This is a genomic window from Marinomonas vaga (assembly GCF_055388305.1).
The window spans coordinates 2,439,104-2,455,750 of the sequence record NZ_AP043903.1; the positions used below are offsets into that span (position 1 = coordinate 2,439,104).

A 16,647-nucleotide genomic window follows, 5' to 3' on the forward strand; every position below is an offset into this window, starting at 1 on the left:
ATGAGATTCTACAAGATGTGTTAGTATAGCGCCTATCTGTTTCTATAGCGCCCGAATAGGGAAGTAAACTCGCTAATAAGCAAAAAAGAGAGAAAGCAATGTCCTTAGAATCTTACATGAACGAAGTTGGTCAAAAAGCCCGTGCCGCGTCACGACTATTGACCCGTGCGACCACCGAACAAAAGAATAATGCTTTGTTCGCCATGGCAGATGCTTTGGAAGATGCACGACCTCGATTGAAAGAAGAGAATGCTAAGGACTTAGAAAACGGCAAACAAAAGGGCTTAGATGCTGCCTTGTTGGATCGTTTGGAACTGAATGACGGACGTATTGACGGCATGATAGAAGGTCTCAAGCAGGTGGCTAGCTTGCCAGATCCTGTAGGAGAAATTACAGATATGGTGTTTCGTCCATCAGGCATCCAGCTGGGCAAAATGCGTGTGCCGTTAGGTGTGATTGGTATCATTTATGAGTCCCGCCCAAATGTAACCATTGATGCGGCGAGTCTGTGTCTTAAATCAGGTAATGCGACTATTTTACGTGGTGGCAGCGAAGCCTTTTACTCTAACCAGGCTATTGCTGAGGCCGTGCAAACAGGTTTGTTGACGGCTGGTTTACCAGCAGATGCGGTGCAAGTCATTAACACTGTTGATCGTGAAGCGGTTGGACGTTTGATTACCATGCCTGAATTTGTTGATGTCATTGTGCCTCGCGGTGGCAAGGGCTTGATCGAACGCATCAGTGCAGACGCCCGTGTGCCTGTGATTAAGCATCTGGATGGCAACTGTCATGTTTACATTGATGACGAAGCGGATTTAGAAAAAGCGTTTAAAATCGCTATGAATGCTAAAACCCGCCGCTACGGTGTGTGTAATGCCATGGAGTCCTTATTGGTTAACACCAAGGTGGCTAAAGCGATATTGCCTTGCCTAGCAGATGCATTGGCCCAGAAAGGCGTTGAACTGGTAGCGTGTGAGCAAGCCCGTGACATTATTGAGGCGGCACCTGCTACGGAAGAGGATTGGTATACTGAGTACTTAGCTCCTAAATTGTCTATCAAGTTGGTAGCAGACATGGATGAAGCTATTGCCCATATTAACCAATATGGCTCCCACCACTCTGATGCCATTGTGTCGCAGAATTACTCTAAAACCCGTGCATTTATGGCTGAAGTAGACTCTTCTTCCGTAATGGTTAATGCTTCTACCGCTTTTGCAGATGGCTTCGAATATGGGTTAGGGGCTGAAATTGGTATTTCAACCGATAAAATTCATGCCCGCGGACCTGTGGGGTTGATAGGTTTAACCAGTCAAAAATACGTCGTATTAGGGGATGGTCACACCCGTGACAATTGAGTCTTTTACCCCAATAGTCAATGAAAACAGCGGTACGGTTGTGATGGGTGGGACCTTTGATCCTATCCATCATGGTCATTTGCGTTCGGCTGTGGATATTCTGGACTTCTTTCGTTTTAAAAGCCTGCGTATGGTGCCGTGTTTTCAGCCGGTTCATAAAGATCAGCCTTCGGTAACCCCAGAGCAGCGTTTGCAAATGGTTGAGCTGGGTATTCAAGCAGACATACGGTTAGAAGTAGACCCCCGCGAGATTCTGCGCGAAGGGCCAAGCTACACCAAGGATACCTTGCAGGAGCTACGTAATGAATTAGGGGAAGAAGAACCTATCATTATGGTAGTGGGGATGGACAGCTTTTTGTCCTTGCCAACCTGGGCTGAGTGGCAAAGTTTATTAGACGTGGCGCATATTCTGGTGATCTCTCGCCCTGGCTGGGAGCCTGATTTTATCTCCACCTTGGAAGAGTTTTATGAAAAACATCGAGCCCAGAACGTAGCTGAGTTACAATGCGCGCCCGCTGGAAAGATTTGGATGGAAAGTTTTACGCCGTTAGCGATTTCCTCCAGTCAGGTAAGAAAACTATGTCGCGAGAACGCATCGATTGCGTATCTCGTGCCTGAGACAATACAGCGCTTTATTGAAGCGCATTCTTTATATAAATAGGGTTATCCAAAACTATGAGCCAAGATCAATTATCAGCTGAACAAATTCTCGAATTGGCAGTCGAAGCATTAGAGGATGTGAAAGGCGATAACATCACGGTACTAAACGTGAGTGAACTAACAGACATGATGGACTTTATGGTGATTTGTACCGGTACGTCCAAACGTCATGTGCACTCCCTTGGTCAAAACGTTGTTGAACACGCTAAAAGTAAAGGCCTCCAGCCTCTAGGTAGTGAAGGTCGCGAGATGGGAAGTGATTGGGTACTAGTGGATCTATACGATGTGGTCGTTCATGTAATGACTGAAGAGGCCCGCTCGTTCTACGACCTAGAAAAACTGTGGAATATCACACCAGAGCAGCGTTAAGGCGTTTTTGATGCGGGTTCGTTTAATTGCAGTCGGCACAAAAATGCCAAAATGGGTCACGCAAGGCTACGAAGAGTATGCTAAGCGATTGCCGAAAGATTTTGCATTAGAGCTGGTTGAGTTGCCTATGTCACCTCGAGGCAAAAATACTGATATTGCTAAAGCCATTCAAAAGGAAGGCGACGCCATGTTGGCGGCTATCCCGAATGGCGATAAAGTGATCGCCTTGGAGGTGCTGGGTAAGTCTTGGTCAACGGAGCAGTTAGCCGAACAGACTGGCCAATGGCGTATGGATGGTTACAACATTTCGCTGTTGGTGGGTGGCCCAGATGGTCTTGATCCACGCTGTACTGCGAGAGCGGATCAAGCCTGGTCGTTATCAAAGCTTACTTTGCCACATCCCATGGTTAGAATCTTGTTAGCCGAGCAGATTTATCGAGCTTGGACATTAATGAATAATCATCCGTACCATCGCTAGAGTGTTATTTTGGGCAAGCATCATCAGGTCTTCCGTAACTACCGTCAGGAACAACGTTTAACTCAGCGCCGTATTATTGTTGCTGCGTTATTTGTCCTGGTGATGGTTGGTGTGCTGATGGCTCGTTTGTTTTATTTGCAGGTGATGCAATATGACCTGTACCAAACCAAGGCCAACGAAAACCGCGTTATGTTGGTGACTGAGCCACCTCCACGTGGGCTTATCTACGATCGTAATGGCATTGTTTTGGCAGACAATCGCCCGATTCATAGTTTAACCGTGATTCCCGAGCGAGCGGGTAATCTTGACGAGCTCCAGAAGAAGCTCTCTGATGTCATTGATATCTCTCCTGAGGAATGGGAAAACTACCGTTCTAAGCTCAAAGAGTACCGCCGACCTTACCAATCCATCACTCTTAAATCCCAACTGACGGATGCGGAATGGGCAAAAGTGTCCGTAGATCTGTTTCAGTTAGATGGGGTGCAAGTAGAAGCTCAGCTAACGCGCTTCTATCCTTACGGCGAAGCATTCGCCCATGCGGTGGGCTATGTTGGTCGCATTACCTCCAAAGACCTAGAACGGGTGGACCGATTAGCTTACCAAGGGGCTTTGTTTATTGGTAAGACTGGCGTAGAAGAGTTCTACGAAGAAACCTTATTCGGCAAACCTGGTATCTCAAAGGTAGAAGTCAATGCCCGCGGGCGTATTATGTCTGAGATCGAACGACAGAATCCGACCCCTGGGCAAGATGTTCATTTATACCTGGATGCCCGGCTACAACAATATGCTTACGATCTGCTTGGCAATTATAAAGGCTCGGTCATTGCCATTGACCCAAACACCGGAGGGATCTTGGCTATGGTATCTAAGCCAGGCTATGATCCGAATCTTTTTGTACGGGGAATTTCCGTTAAAAACTATGATCGTCTTAGGGACGATAAGCGCCTGCCATTGTTTAATCGTGCCTTACGTGGAGGGTATCCGCCTGCTTCCACTATTAAGCCCTTTATGGCTCTTGCTGGGTTGGAGTACGGGTTTTCAACTTGGGATGAAAGCTACTACGCTCGAGGTTATTATCAGATAAACCCTAATGGCCGACGCTATCGAGACTGGAAACGTACAGGTCATGGTTGGATTGACCTTGAGCGCTCTATCATAGAGTCCGTGGATACTTACTATTACCAGCTGGCTCATAAGATGGGGATCACACCAATACACACCTTTTTATCTAAATTCGGTTTTGGTCAAGAGACTATCTTAGATCTTCATGGTGTCAGTAGTGGATTGTTGCCCTCCAATGAATGGAAAATGGCCCGTTATAAAGAACCATGGTACCCCGGCGACTCTGTAAACGTGGGGATAGGGCAAGGCTTTATGGTGGCCACCCCGATACAAATTGCTGCTGCAACATCTGCTTTGGCTGCGCGCGGTAAGATGTTTTATCCGCGTATGGCGGAATCCGTATCAGATCATGAGCCGGAATTTGAAGAAGGTAATCCGAACCTTCATCAAATTAAGCTGAAGGATCAACGCAACTGGGAACGCATGGTGACAGCAATGAAAAAGGTTGTGACGGATTCTAAAGGGACGGCTCGTCGTCTTCGTGGAACGGACTATGAAATAGCGGGTAAAACGGGTACAGGGCAGGTATTCAGTTTACAGGAAGACCAAGAGTACGACGCGGACAGCCTCGATAAACGACTCCATGACCATGCTCTATTCATTGGTTTTGCCCCTGCTGATAAACCTAAAATTGCCGTATTTGCGATCTTTGAAAATGGCGGTAGCAGCTCTAAACCTGCAGACCTGACGAAGGCGCTATTTGATGCTTATTTGTACGACGATTATCCATCCAGTTACGATTATTTCACTGAGGGGCGTCGATGAATAAGTCGCTTTACCAGCGTATAGTCTCCTTTACCAATGCTCGGCTCTGGCAGCTGACTCACGTTGATATTCTGTTATTGCTCGCTCTATTGTTGCTGATGACGGGAGGCTTGTTTGTACTTTATTCTGCTTCTGGTCAGGATGTGGCCATGGTAGAACGCCAAGTGCTTCGTCTCGGAATTGGTATGGCTGTGTGTTTAGGTCTGGCGCAATTGCCGCCTAAATATATGCGCCGAGCTTCACCAATACTCTTTGCTGTATTGGTCGCCATGTTGGTTGGAGTGTTGTTGTTTGGGGTGGGCGCTAAAGGGGCCCAGCGTTGGTTAGCGTTGCCAGGTGGACTGCGTTTTCAGCCCTCTGAGATCATGAAAATTGTTATGCCTATGATGGTGGCTTGGTACTTTGCTCATCGTCCTATCCCCCCTACGTTGAAAGAAATTGTGACGGTGCTGATTGTGATTGCTGTGCCGTCTATGATGATTGCTAAACAGCCTGACTTAGGGACAGCGTTGTTGGTTGGTGTGTCCGGGATTTTTGCATTATTTTTAGCGGGTCTTGGTTGGCGTTACATCCTTAGTGCGGCTGCGATAGCGCCTATTGCCGCTTACAGCTTGTGGCAGGTGATGCGGGAGTATCAAAAACAGCGGGTGTTAACCTTCTTAGACCCAGAAAGCGATCCCCTTGGTTCCGGGTGGAACATCATACAGTCTAAGACTGCGATTGGTTCAGGTGGTGTCCACGGTAAGGGTTGGCTGGAAGGCTCCCAAGCCCAGTTAAATTTCCTTCCCGAGAGTCATACGGATTTTATCATTGCTGTGTTGGCGGAAGAGTTTGGCCTAATTGGCTGCGCCTTGCTTATGTGTGCTTACCTGTTGGTTATCGCTCGGGGGCTTTACATCGCAGCGTACGCTGAAGATAACTATGCTCGCCTGTTGGCGGGCAGTATTACCTTAACCTTCTTTGTGTATATGTTTGTAAATATTGGCATGGTTTCTGGGATCTTGCCTGTAGTCGGTGTACCGTTACCGCTGGTCAGCTATGGTGGCACCTCCATTATTACCATTATGGCGACCTTTGGTATTTTGATGTCGATTCAAACGCATAAAAGGGCCCAGTAATGTCTTTACGAATTATTGCACTGAGCGTAACACTTGCTCTTACAGGATGTTCAGCTACGGTGGATTCTCAACCCACTCCAATTGTTTCAGAGCCTACACCCAAAACTTATATTTCACAGCCAGAAGTGCTTGAGTTTATTGATCATATGGTGAACAAACATCAGTATGATCGCCAACTTTTGGTTGATATATTCTCGAAAACAGAGAAACGTGTTCAAGTCATTACTAAATCCGATAATCAACCGGAAGTGATTACCCCATATTACGAGTATCGTAAACGCTTTATAGACCCTGTTAGAGTGCGGGATGGGGTTGCTTTTGCTCGGAAAAATAAGGCTTGGCTCGATAAAGCAGAGGCGGAGTTCGGAGTGCCATGGCCTGTCATTGTCGCTTTGATCGGTGTTGAGACGTCTTATGGCCGTATTACCGGAAATCGAGATGTTTTTACCTCACTGGCTACTTTGGCATTTGATTATCCTCGCCGTGGCCAGTATTTTCGCAGCGAGCTGGAGGCATACCTTATTTTGGCGCGCCAAGAAGGCTGGACGGTAGGAACCACCAAAGGCTCCTACAGTGGTGCATTAGGCATGGTTCAATTTATGCCCAGTAATTATTTAAAGTTAGCGATTGATTATGATGGAAATGATCACGTAGATCTTTGGGGCTCTAATGCTGATGCGATCGGTAGCGTTGCAAACTATATGAAACATCATGGCTGGCAAGCGGGAGCCTATACCGTGAGTACTGCCAGAGTGGATGATGAGTCAGCGGTTGATGATTTGATTAACAAAGGGCGCAAACCACTTTACACATTAAGGGAATGGTCAGAGAAAGGGGTTTGGTCCACCAGTGAATATGTGTATGGAGATGCAGGACTCATTGGTTTACAGGATAAAGAAGGTTCTAAAGCCTATTGGCTTGCCTATGAGAACTTCTTTACAATTATGGATTACAACCCCAGCCGACGTTATGCCATGGCTGTCTTGGAACTAGCAAATAGGATTGCTCAGAGTGAAGGTAGTTAAACTGTTTTTCTTGATGTGCTCGGCTGGTTTAGCTGGCTGTATGAGCACTCAACACCTTAGTGGTACCAAGGCTGGCGCATCGTCTAGCAGTATTGACTACGATAAGGCTTCTGGAGGCGGTCGTTATTCTATTCTTCAAGATCACGGCCCAACTGATGAAGTCAATGTAGACCACTTACCTGATCTGGTTCCTAAATATGAACCCAAAAGCCGCGGAGGCAATAAATCTCCATACGAGGTTTGGGGTAAAAAGTATTATGTGATGGACTCGGCGGAAGGTTATACAGCTACTGGCACAGCGTCCTGGTATGGGAATAAGTTCCATGGGCATAAAACCTCTAACGGCGAAACCTACGATATGTATGCCTTTTCTGCCGCCCATAAGTCTTTGCCTTTGCCGACCTACGTGAAGGTCACAAACTTAGACAATCAGCGCAGTGTCATTGTGCGAGTAAATGACCGGGGACCCTTCCATGGGGACCGTTTGATTGATTTGTCCTATGCCGCGGCGGCTCGCTTGGATTATCACAATAAGGGGCTTGCTCGAGTTAAGGTGGAGGCGATTACGCCGAAGCCAGGCGAAGTGGTGTCTGTGAAAACCAATAAGCAGCCGGTGGCAAGTGCCCCATCAACGCCTGTGGCGATAGAGCCTTCCCCAGTTGTCGCACCGGCGTCAGCTCCGTCAAATGACCTTCTGTTTAGTCATTTGCAATTGGCTGCGTTTTCTAAGGAATCCTCCGCGGATAATCTAAAACAGAAACTTTTTGAGCAGTTCGATACCGCCATTAACATTCAAACTCGTCAATCCGACGATGGATTGTACCGTGTGTTCGTTGGCCCCTATGACTCAAATGCTAAGTTAGAAGCTTGGCAAGCGAAACTTGAGTCAGCAGGGTTTGGTAAAAGTGTAAAAGTAGCGTTAACTCCCTAGGGGAACTTTTACGAGGCTAGAGATTCAAACCTTGCTCTAGTATTATTCTCAACCTCACGAATCAGGCTAAAACGTTGACCAGTATGAAACGACTTTTTTCACTATTTATTGTAGCAATGTCCCTCGTCGTGTCCGTAGCAAATGCGGCACCTTCTTTGATCCCAGCGCCACCTCAATTATCCGCGAAAAGTTATATTCTAATGGATGCTTATACGGGCGATATTTTGGTTGAGCATAACAGTGACGAACCATTGCCACCTGCAAGTCTGACTAAGCTGATGACTGCCTATATTGCCGAGTACGAGTTGGCGAAAGGCAATATTACCTTAGATGATAAAGTAACCATCAGTGAAAAAGCTTGGCGTATGGAGGGCTCTCGCATGTTTATTCGAGAGGGGACTCAGGTGCGCCTAGAAGATCTGATGCGTGGCATCATTATTCAATCCGGTAACGATGCCAGTGTTGCCGTAGCAGAACATGTGGCGGGCGGTGAATCTGCTTTTGCTGATCTGATGAATCAGCATGCACGATTATTAGGGATGGATAACACCCACTTTGTGAATTCAACGGGCTTCCCTGCGGAAGACCATTACTCAAGTGCCCGTGATCTTGCCTTGCTATCCCGTGCAACCATCATTCACTTCCCAGAAAACTACAAGATGTACAATGAAAAGTACTTCACGTACAACGATATCCGTCAGCCAAACCGCAACAAATTGTTATGGCGAGATAAGACAGTAGATGGTTTAAAGACCGGTCACACAGAAGCCGCGGGCTACTGTTTGGCTGCTTCAGCAGTTCGTAACGGCACTCGTTTGATTACAGTGGTTCTGGGGACTTCGTCTGATGAGGCCCGAGCTGCAGAATCACAAAAACTTTTGAACTATGGTTTCCGTTACTACGAGACTCGTAAGCTGTATAATGCAGGCCAATCCTTAAGCGATGCTAAGGTATGGGGCGGCGAAGCGGATTCTGTAAAAGTTGGTTTTACTGAAGATGTATTGGTGACAATGCCACGCCAAAACGCCGACTCTATTCCAGCCTCTCTTGAGCTGAAACAAGAAATTGAAGCGCCGATTGCTGCGGGTGATGTGCTAGGTAAAATTATTGTTGGTACGCCTGACAATATCTTGCTAGAGCGAGATGTAGTAGCATTAGAGTCAGTGGAAGAAGGCGGCTTCTTTAAACGCTTATTCGATAAAATCAAATTGTTCTTTATGAACTTGTTCTAAACGGTGATACAGCTTATATGGCTTTAATTAATAAAACAGGTGATATCGCACAGGACGCACCAGATGCGCCTAAAATCGAGTTTCCTTGTGAAAATTACCTGATTAAAGTCGTTGCAATGGATGCTGACGACACTCAAGTTAACGTTGTCGGGTGCGTGCGCAAGCATGCACCTGACTTCGATGATACAACGATCAGTTTAAACCGCTCCTCAAAAGGGCGGTTTGTTAGCTTCAGTTTTCGCATTAATGCGCAAAGTGAAGAGCAGCTTGCAAAGCTTCACGGTGACCTAATGGCTGTTGAAGCAGTTAAAATGGTCATTTAATTCATGCCGAAAACTCTTCTGTGCCGCGACCTCGGTGTGGTGCCATACGAGTCGACTTGGGAAGACATGAAAGCCTTCACCCAGACTCGAACAAAAGACGACCCAGACCAAATTTGGTTGCTCGAGCATCCGCCTGTGTTTACTCAGGGACAAGCAGGTAAAGCGGAGCATTTGCTTAATGCTGGGGATATTCCTGTCATACAGGCAGACCGAGGTGGTCAGATTACCTATCATGGCCCAGGTCAGTTGATCGCTTACATCATGATTGACCTAAAGCGTTGTGGAATAGGGGTCAGAGATCTAGTCACACTGATTGAAAATTCTATTGTGGACGTTTTGCAAGCGAACGGTATTACGTCCTACCCCAAGCCGGATGCTCCTGGTGTTTATGTGGATGAAATGAAAATTTCTTCCCTTGGCTTACGAGTACGAAGAGGGTGTTCGTTTCATGGTGTGGCATTGAATGTCGATATGGATCTCATGCCTTTTTTACGGATAAATCCGTGTGGCTACCAAGGCCTACAAATGATTGATATGAAGCGTCTACAGCCGGAAACGTCTATGGCGCAGGTGAAAGTTCAGCTGGCAAATATACTGGCTGAGCGTCTCGGATATTCTCATCCGACTATCCAACAAGGGTGAATAAGAATGACAACTCAGCAAAAGCGAGTCGTACAGGGCGAGAAACTACGTGGTGCCGACAAAATGGCACGTATCCCTGTAAAGGTTATCCCAACCGAAGAAATCCCACGTAAGCCGGACTGGCTACGAGTGCGAATGCCAGCATCACCAGAGATCGCGCGTATTAAAAGCACTCTGCGTGAACACAAATTAGCGTCAGTATGTGAAGAAGCTAACTGCCCAAACCTTGGGGAGTGTTTTTCTAACGGTACCGCTACCTTCATGATCATGGGTGACATCTGTACCCGTCGTTGTCCGTTTTGTGATGTTGCTCATGGCCGACCTAATGCATTGAGTCAAGATGAGCCAAAAGAGCTTGCTGTAGCGATACGTGACATGCGTTTGAAATACGTCGTGATCACCTCTGTGGACCGTGATGATTTGCGTGATGGTGGTGCTCAGCATTTTGTGGATTGTATTGATGAAACGCGTAAGTTGAGCCCAAGTATTGAGATTGAAACCTTGGTGCCAGACTTCCGTGGTCGTATGGATGTGGCACTGGATATTTTGCAAGTTTCTCCACCAGACGTCTTCAACCACAACCTTGAGTCGATCCCCCGTTTATACCGCCAAGTGCGTCCTGGCTCTGATTATCAATGGTCGCTTGATCTATTGAAGAAATTCAAAGAGCGTTGTCCTGATGTGCCAACCAAATCTGGTTTAATGGTGGGGATGGGTGAAACATTTGAAGAAATTGTTGAGGTGATGAAAGACCTACGTGCCCACAATGTGGATATGTTGACGATTGGTCAATATTTGCAACCGTCTAAGCATCACTTCCCAATGGATCGCTTCGTTCACCCAGAAGAGTTTGAGCGTTACGAGCAGGTAGCAAAAGAGCTAGGCTTTAAGCATGCGGCATGTGGCCCATTAGTGCGTTCCTCTTACCATGCTGACAAGCAAGCTCATGGTGAGCGAGTTTCCTAAGCCGTCTTAGGCATTACTTGAAAAAGCGAGCGACTTGAAGTCCCTCGCTTTTTTTATGTAAAAAAAACCCGCTACAGCTGTAGCGGGTTAATATACTTTCCCTAGAGGCGCAAAGGGGAGCGCCATGTAACGTGTGGGAGCGATTGAACTTCATGGAAATCTTCTAATTGCCGCTAGAACGTTTCCTAAACTGAGATAGTGCTCAAAGTCCTTAATCTCAGGTTGTATAAATTATAGACAATCAATTTTAAAGTGGGTTCATTTTTATTTGTGATGTAGAGGATTTATTTCCATGGAATTAGTGTTCGAGACCCCGTATTTTGCTGTAAGCCTTAGCACCTCTGAACTGCGTGAAGATGTCATGTTTCGTGTTATGACAGAAAAAGTCATTGAGCTGGCCCAGGGGCAACCAGGATATTTGTATTTTGAATGGCTGGCGGATGAGCGGTCTCAGTTAACAATTTACTGGCGCACAAAAGTGGAAGCTGAGGCTTGGATGAATCACACCATGCTGCGTCGAACTCTATCCATTGGTAATCAGTGTTGGTTTGATGAATATCGCTTAAAGCTCATGGAAGTGGTGCAGGAGGATGTGTCGGTGAGTAACCAAAGTTGGAAAGAGAGTGGGCGTTTTCCCGTGATTAAGACTCCTCGAGGCATTTTAAAGTTACTGGACGTTAAGGATATGCCTTTGCTACATCGCTACGTCAATGAACAAAAGGACCATTTGACCCCATGGGAGCCGCAACGGAATGATGACTACTACACAGAAGAAACCTGCTATCTGCGCATAAAGGAGATGCGTAAGGATTTTATTGAAGATCGAGGCTGTGTCTTGTGTTTACTGTCACCAGGCGAAAATGAAATGTTGGCTTACAGTAATTATTCACAGTTTGTGAGGGGAATTTCCCAGTCTTGCTTCTTAGGCTATAGCATTGCCTATGAGCACCAGGGAAAAGGCTTGATGCAAGAAGTATTGCAGGCTGGCATCCGGTACATTTCATCTGAGCTTAATATTGATCGAATTCAAGCCTGTTACATGCCCAGAAATCATCGCAGTGCCGCAGTTCTACAACGGATGAACTTTGAGAGAGAAGGGATGGCGCGCAATTACCTTAAAATCAATGGTGTTTGGGAAGATCACGTTTTGACAGCGTTAACCCTACGTTGAACGAGAGAGTTTGAGTACCCGGCTTTGTTTAGGGAAGGGAGCGGCAACACTTAAGAAAGTGATGGGCTTATCAGAGTTGTTAATCAAGCTACGAGTTTTACCTGCTGGGATTAACAGGCCGCTTGGCGTTATGCCTACTGGTTCAGAACCTGTGTATTCAATGAGGAGGTCCCGTTCAGTATTAATGGGCACAACAAATTGCTCAGAGGATTTGAGGTAGTAAAAAGGCTCTTTGTGGCCTGGTGGAAACATGTGCCATTCTATTTTTGCTGATGTCTTATCCCCTACAGTCCATTGGGTGACGCCATTTCGATTCTGCTTCTTTGCTTCCGTACCGCTGGCAAACCGTTCAAATCGTGCATTCTCTCGAGAAGTTTGACCTAAAAAGACAATGACGAAGAAGCGGGTGCTAGGGGATACTGTGACACAGCGTACCGATAAGTTATGGCGTATCCAGACGGCTTGGTTGGTCTTAAGGGAAGACTCTTCCAGAGTAGATTGAATAAACAGCTGACCATCACAAACAAATAGCATGGCATCGCTAGGGAAGACATAATTGTGCTGGGCATGGTCATTTAAGGTTAACTGTACTTCGTACACCCTGAAACGAGACGTGTTGTAAAGAATCTTTTGCCAGCCCTGATTGCCCAGAGGCGTCTGCATCATGATGCTTTGCTCCTTATTTCCTAGTATTTGCAGTCTACAACGGAAAGAAATCCAAGACTATTACTGAATTCAGACACGGCAATGGTTGCAGCTGAAATGACGCCTCATTATAGTAGTTGGCATTGTTAAGTCATCGATATACTTAGGCTTTTCGCCTCCGAGTTCATCTAGTAAAGGAAATCGCTTTTGAGTGACCTGTTAAACTTCGAAGCCAATGAAACGCTTTCGTTAAAAGATTACACCGAAAAGGCGTATCTCAATTATTCCATGTACGTGATTTTGGATCGTGCCTTGCCGCACATTGGTGATGGTCTAAAACCCGTGCAACGCCGCATTGTTTATGCCATGAGCGAACTGGGGCTTAAAGCCACAGCGAAATACAAAAAGTCTGCCCGTACCGTGGGTGATGTTTTAGGTAAGTTCCACCCCCACGGAGACAGTGCTTGTTATGAAGCTATGGTGTTAATGGCTCAGCCATTCTCTTATCGCTATCCATTAGTGGATGGGCAAGGTAACTGGGGGGCACCAGATGACCCTAAGTCTTTTGCCGCCATGCGTTACACCGAATCCCGCTTATCAAAGTATTCTGATGTTCTGCTAAAAGAAGTAAATCAAGGAACCGTGGATTGGATTCCTAACTTTGATGGCACCCTACAAGAACCATCAGTGTTGCCAGCTCGACTGCCGAACCTTTTGTTAAATGGTACAACTGGTATTGCAGTGGGTATGGCAACGGACATTCCGCCCCATAATCTTCGTGAAGTAGGGCAGGCATGTATTCACATGTTGCAAAACCCGAAGGCGGAACTGGACGACCTGATGGAGTATGTCCAAGGGCCTGATTTTCCTACGGGCGGAGAAATTATCACGCCACGTTCTGACATCCGTCGTTTATATGAAACCGGTAAGGGGCAAGTTAAAGCCCGTGCTCGATACCGCATGGAAGAAGGGGAGATCGTTGTTTATGAATTGCCCCATCAGGTTTCTGGTAGCAAAATTTTAGAGCAAATCGCCGCTCAAATGCAGGCGAAGAAATTGCCAATGGTCGTGGACTTGCGTGATGAGTCGGACCATGAGAATCTAACTCGCTTCGTCATTGTTCCGAAATCTAACCGAGTGGATGTTGAAAGTGTAATGACCCACTTGTTTGCCACCACGGATTTAGAAAAATCCTACCGGGTAAACATGAATGTGATCGGTTTGGATGGTTTGCCCCAAGTAAAACCTTTGACGGCTTTTATTAGTGAGTGGTTGCGATTCAGAATTGGGGTCGTGCGTAAGCGTTTAGAATTCCGTTTAGATAAAGTACTTAATCGTCTACATATCTTAGAGGGTTTGTTAGTTGCTTTCTTAAACATTGATGAAGTGATTGAGATTATCCGTACGGAAGATAAGCCTAAGCCTGTTTTGATGGAGCGTTTTGGCCTGACGGATACTCAAGCAGAAGCGATTCTAGAGTTAAAACTTCGCCATTTGGCCAAGCTCGAAGAAATGCGTATCCGTGGCGAACAGGATGAGTTGGAAAAAGAACGCCAGCAACTCGAGGCCTTATTAGCGTCGGATCGTAAGCTTAAAAAGCTGATCATTACTGAGATTGAAGAGGCGATCGAAGCCTTCGGTGATGAGCGTCGAACACCAATCATTGAGCGAAAAGAAGCACAAGCTTTTAGCGAAGAAGACTTGTTGTCCAACGACCCGATTACAGTGGTCTTGTCCAAACAAGGCTGGGTGCGTGCTGCAAAAGGCCACGATATTGATGAGCGTGGTTTGAGTTACAAATCCGGCGATGAATTCTTTTTATCTACTAAAGGGCGCTCAAATCAAACCTTAGTCTTGTTTGCTTCCAATGGGCGTACTTACTCAATTAAAGCGCACACTTTGCCATCGGCGCGGGGGCAGGGTGAACCCATTACCGGTCGTATTTCATTAGAAAAAGATACGCATATTGTTGCGGCTGCCTTAGATACTGATGATGCCTATTATCTAGTGTCTTCTGATGCTGGTTATGGCTTTGTCGCTAAGTTGGGTGATTTGCATGCGAAGAACAAAGCAGGCAAAGCGACACTGACTTTGCCCGTTAATGCGAAAGTGCTACCGCCGGTGAAAGTAGCAGACCCTGAGACAAGTCGTGCGGTGGTGGTATCAAATGAAGGACGCATGTTGGTGTTTAACGTGGCGTCCTTACCTCAGATGGCAAAAGGCAAAGGCAATAAGATGCTGAGTATCTCGTCTGCACGTGCGAAGGATCGAGAAGAGTGGGTGTGTGCGATGGCGTCTGTACAGCCTGAAGACCTGCTTTTGGCTCACAGTGGTAAGCGATTCATATCCTTCGCTGAGAAAGAGTTACAAGAATACATTGGTGAACGTGGGCGTCGAGGTTTGAAACTTCCCCGTGGTTTCCAGAGGATCGACACCTTAGAAGTAAAAGTGGGTGAAGGTAAACCCTCAGAGTAATAGATTAGAAAAATTTAAAATGTAAGAAATTGATGCTACTTTGAATACAGTAGTCTGAAGAGGTATTAAACATGAAAGGCAGTCAAAAAGTCATCGATAGCATGAACAAGCTATTGGAAAATGAACTCGCGGCAATTGATCAGTACTTTATCCACTCTCGCATGTATGAGGATTGGGGACTCACAAAATTATATGAGCGCCTTAACCATGAGATGGATGAAGAGAAGGATCACTCAGACTGGTTAATTAAGCGTATTTTGTTTTTAGAAGGCACTCCTTGCATGACTAAACGTCGCGACCTGTTAGTGGGTACGGACGTGCGTTCTATGATGCAAAATGATCTTACCCTCGAGCTGGAAGTGGTGGCCTGCGTACGTGATGTGATTGCTATCTGCGAGGAAGAAGGGGACTACCAAACCCGCGAAATGCTTGAGAAGTTGCTGTTTGACACGGAAGAAGATCATGTTTATTGGCTAGAGAAACAGCTTCGTCTGATGGATGTCATCGGTGAGCAAAACTACATTCAATCTCAAATGTAAGGAGCGAGTATGAAAGGTGATCGTGACGTCATTGCGAGCTTGAATAAAATACTCGCAAATGAACTGGTAGGCATTAATCAGTACTTTTTACATGCCCGTATGTTTAAAGACAAAGGCTTTGAATTACTAGATAAAGCGGATTACAAAACCTCTATCCAAAAAATGAAGAATGCTGATCGATTGATTGAGCGTATTTTGTTTTTGGAAGGGTTACCAAATCTGCAGGATCTCGGGCGTCTGCGCATTGGCGAAGATTGTGTGGAAATGATTGAATCAAATCTGGCGTTTGAGCTAGCAACACTGCCGGACCTTCAGGCAGCTGTGAAGCTGTGTGAATCAAAGAAAGACTTTATGAGTCGTGAAGTTGTTGAAAAGATTCAGGATGAGCAAGAAGAGCAGATTGATTGGCTGGAAACACAGCAGCATTTGATTGGCTCAGCTGGGTTAGAGAATTACTTACAGTCGCAAATGGGCGAATCTTCTATTGATTGATCTTTAATGAATTAAGTACCAATCAATTAAGCTACTACTGCGATAGGAAGCTCCTCTGCAAGTTTGAGGAGCTCTTCATTCAGAATACTCTTCACATCCTTACAGCACTTTCCACATTGATTGCCTAAATTATGCTCACGATAAAGATCACGCATAGAGGTTGCGCCATCGGCAATCGATTTCTTGATCGTTTTATCGGATACGGCGTTGCAAAGACAAACGTACATAAAATGAAAATCACTCTCAATACTAATTGAGAATGATTTTAGGGTTAGTGATAATTGTTATCAACAAAAAGATATTAATTTATTTTAAAATACTGATAGATTTTAAGAATAA

18 protein-coding genes are annotated in these 16,647 nt (G+C 45.9%); 16 read left to right on the plus strand and 2 right to left on the minus strand.

The window, feature by feature from the left end; genetic code table 11:
• Positions 1 to 98: 98 nt before the first annotated feature.
• The 13 genes from ACZ5DR_RS11420 to ACZ5DR_RS11480 all read left to right on the plus strand — a co-directional run bounded on the left by ACZ5DR_RS11420 (position 99) and on the right by ACZ5DR_RS11480 (position 12,157).
• Positions 99 to 1,355 carry a glutamate-5-semialdehyde dehydrogenase gene (locus tag ACZ5DR_RS11420; RefSeq protein WP_377369438.1) on the plus strand — a complete coding sequence of 419 codons (1,257 nt, stop codon included), beginning with the start codon at positions 99 to 101 and terminating at the stop codon, positions 1,353 to 1,355.
• Positions 1,345 to 2,016, plus strand: a complete 672-nt coding sequence (gene nadD / locus ACZ5DR_RS11425) for a nicotinate-nucleotide adenylyltransferase (protein ID WP_377369440.1) — start codon at positions 1,345 to 1,347, stop codon at positions 2,014 to 2,016. The genes ACZ5DR_RS11420 and nadD overlap by 11 nt, the downstream gene beginning before the upstream one ends.
• A 14-nt stretch (positions 2,017 to 2,030) precedes the next feature.
• Positions 2,031 to 2,384, plus strand: a complete 354-nt coding sequence (gene rsfS / locus ACZ5DR_RS11430) for a ribosome silencing factor (protein ID WP_377369442.1) — start codon at positions 2,031 to 2,033, stop codon at positions 2,382 to 2,384.
• A 10-nt stretch (positions 2,385 to 2,394) separates the two neighbouring features.
• Positions 2,395 to 2,862, plus strand: a complete 468-nt coding sequence (gene rlmH, locus ACZ5DR_RS11435; protein WP_377369444.1) for a 23S rRNA (pseudouridine(1915)-N(3))-methyltransferase RlmH — start codon at positions 2,395 to 2,397, stop codon at positions 2,860 to 2,862.
• Positions 2,863 to 2,871: 9 nt separating this feature from the next.
• On the plus strand, positions 2,872 to 4,749 hold the full coding sequence (mrdA, locus tag ACZ5DR_RS11440; protein WP_377369446.1) for a penicillin-binding protein 2: 1,878 nt from the start codon (positions 2,872 to 2,874) through the stop codon (positions 4,747 to 4,749).
• Positions 4,746 to 5,867 (plus strand): rod shape-determining protein RodA, encoded by a 1,122-nt coding sequence (gene rodA / locus ACZ5DR_RS11445; protein ID WP_377369448.1) that lies wholly within the window; start codon positions 4,746 to 4,748, stop codon positions 5,865 to 5,867. The genes mrdA and rodA overlap by 4 nt, the downstream gene beginning before the upstream one ends.
• A complete protein-coding gene (gene mltB / locus ACZ5DR_RS11450) occupies positions 5,867 to 6,892 on the plus strand; it encodes a lytic murein transglycosylase B (protein ID WP_377369450.1) in 1,026 nt (341 codons plus the stop codon). The genes rodA and mltB overlap by 1 nt, the downstream gene beginning before the upstream one ends.
• Entirely contained in the window at positions 6,879 to 7,823 is a 945-nt protein-coding gene (locus ACZ5DR_RS11455; RefSeq protein ID WP_377369452.1) for a septal ring lytic transglycosylase RlpA family protein, read from the plus strand. The genes mltB and ACZ5DR_RS11455 overlap by 14 nt, the downstream gene beginning before the upstream one ends.
• Before the next feature lie 83 nt (positions 7,824 to 7,906).
• On the plus strand, positions 7,907 to 9,055 hold the full coding sequence (locus ACZ5DR_RS11460) for a D-alanyl-D-alanine carboxypeptidase family protein (protein ID WP_377369454.1): 1,149 nt from the start codon (positions 7,907 to 7,909) through the stop codon (positions 9,053 to 9,055).
• A 17-nt stretch (positions 9,056 to 9,072) separates the two neighbouring features.
• Positions 9,073 to 9,378, plus strand: a complete 306-nt coding sequence (locus tag ACZ5DR_RS11465; RefSeq protein WP_377369456.1) for a YbeD family protein — start codon at positions 9,073 to 9,075, stop codon at positions 9,376 to 9,378.
• Between the two features lie 3 nt (positions 9,379 to 9,381).
• Positions 9,382 to 10,020 (plus strand): lipoyl(octanoyl) transferase LipB, encoded by a 639-nt coding sequence (lipB, locus tag ACZ5DR_RS11470; RefSeq protein ID WP_377369458.1) that lies wholly within the window; start codon positions 9,382 to 9,384, stop codon positions 10,018 to 10,020.
• A gap of 6 nt (positions 10,021 to 10,026) precedes the next feature.
• Positions 10,027 to 10,986, plus strand: coding sequence for a lipoyl synthase (gene lipA / locus ACZ5DR_RS11475; protein ID WP_377369460.1), 960 nt, complete (start codon positions 10,027 to 10,029; stop codon positions 10,984 to 10,986).
• Between the two features lie 292 nt (positions 10,987 to 11,278).
• Positions 11,279 to 12,157 carry a GNAT family N-acetyltransferase gene (locus ACZ5DR_RS11480; protein ID WP_377369462.1) on the plus strand — a complete coding sequence of 293 codons (879 nt, stop codon included), beginning with the start codon at positions 11,279 to 11,281 and terminating at the stop codon, positions 12,155 to 12,157.
• On the opposite strand, the gene ACZ5DR_RS11485 is transcribed toward ACZ5DR_RS11480, so the two are convergent.
• Complete coding sequence (locus ACZ5DR_RS11485) at positions 12,149 to 12,823, minus strand: hypothetical protein (protein ID WP_377369464.1); 675 nt, start codon at positions 12,821 to 12,823, stop codon at positions 12,149 to 12,151. The genes ACZ5DR_RS11480 and ACZ5DR_RS11485 overlap by 9 nt on opposite strands.
• A gap of 186 nt (positions 12,824 to 13,009) precedes the next feature.
• Here ACZ5DR_RS11485 and parC point away from each other — a divergent pair, with 186 nt between their 5' ends.
• The 3 genes from parC (at position 13,010) to bfr (ACZ5DR_RS11500) (ending at position 16,308) form a co-directional block, all read left to right on the plus strand.
• Entirely contained in the window at positions 13,010 to 15,277 is a 2,268-nt protein-coding gene (gene parC / locus ACZ5DR_RS11490; RefSeq protein WP_377369466.1) for a DNA topoisomerase IV subunit A, read from the plus strand.
• 71 nt (positions 15,278 to 15,348) lie between these two features.
• On the plus strand, positions 15,349 to 15,816 hold the full coding sequence (bfr, locus tag ACZ5DR_RS11495) for a bacterioferritin (protein WP_377369468.1): 468 nt from the start codon (positions 15,349 to 15,351) through the stop codon (positions 15,814 to 15,816).
• A 9-nt stretch (positions 15,817 to 15,825) separates the two neighbouring features.
• The gene (bfr, locus tag ACZ5DR_RS11500) at positions 15,826 to 16,308 is read left to right on the plus strand and encodes a bacterioferritin (protein WP_377369470.1); all 483 of its coding nucleotides are present in this window, start codon (positions 15,826 to 15,828) and stop codon (positions 16,306 to 16,308) included.
• Positions 16,309 to 16,334: 26 nt separating this feature from the next.
• Here the strand turns inward: bfr (ACZ5DR_RS11500) and ACZ5DR_RS11505 are convergent, their stop codons facing one another.
• On the minus strand, positions 16,335 to 16,535 hold the full coding sequence (locus ACZ5DR_RS11505) for a (2Fe-2S)-binding protein (protein WP_377369472.1): 201 nt from the start codon (positions 16,533 to 16,535) through the stop codon (positions 16,335 to 16,337).
• Positions 16,536 to 16,647: the final 112 nt, after the last annotated feature.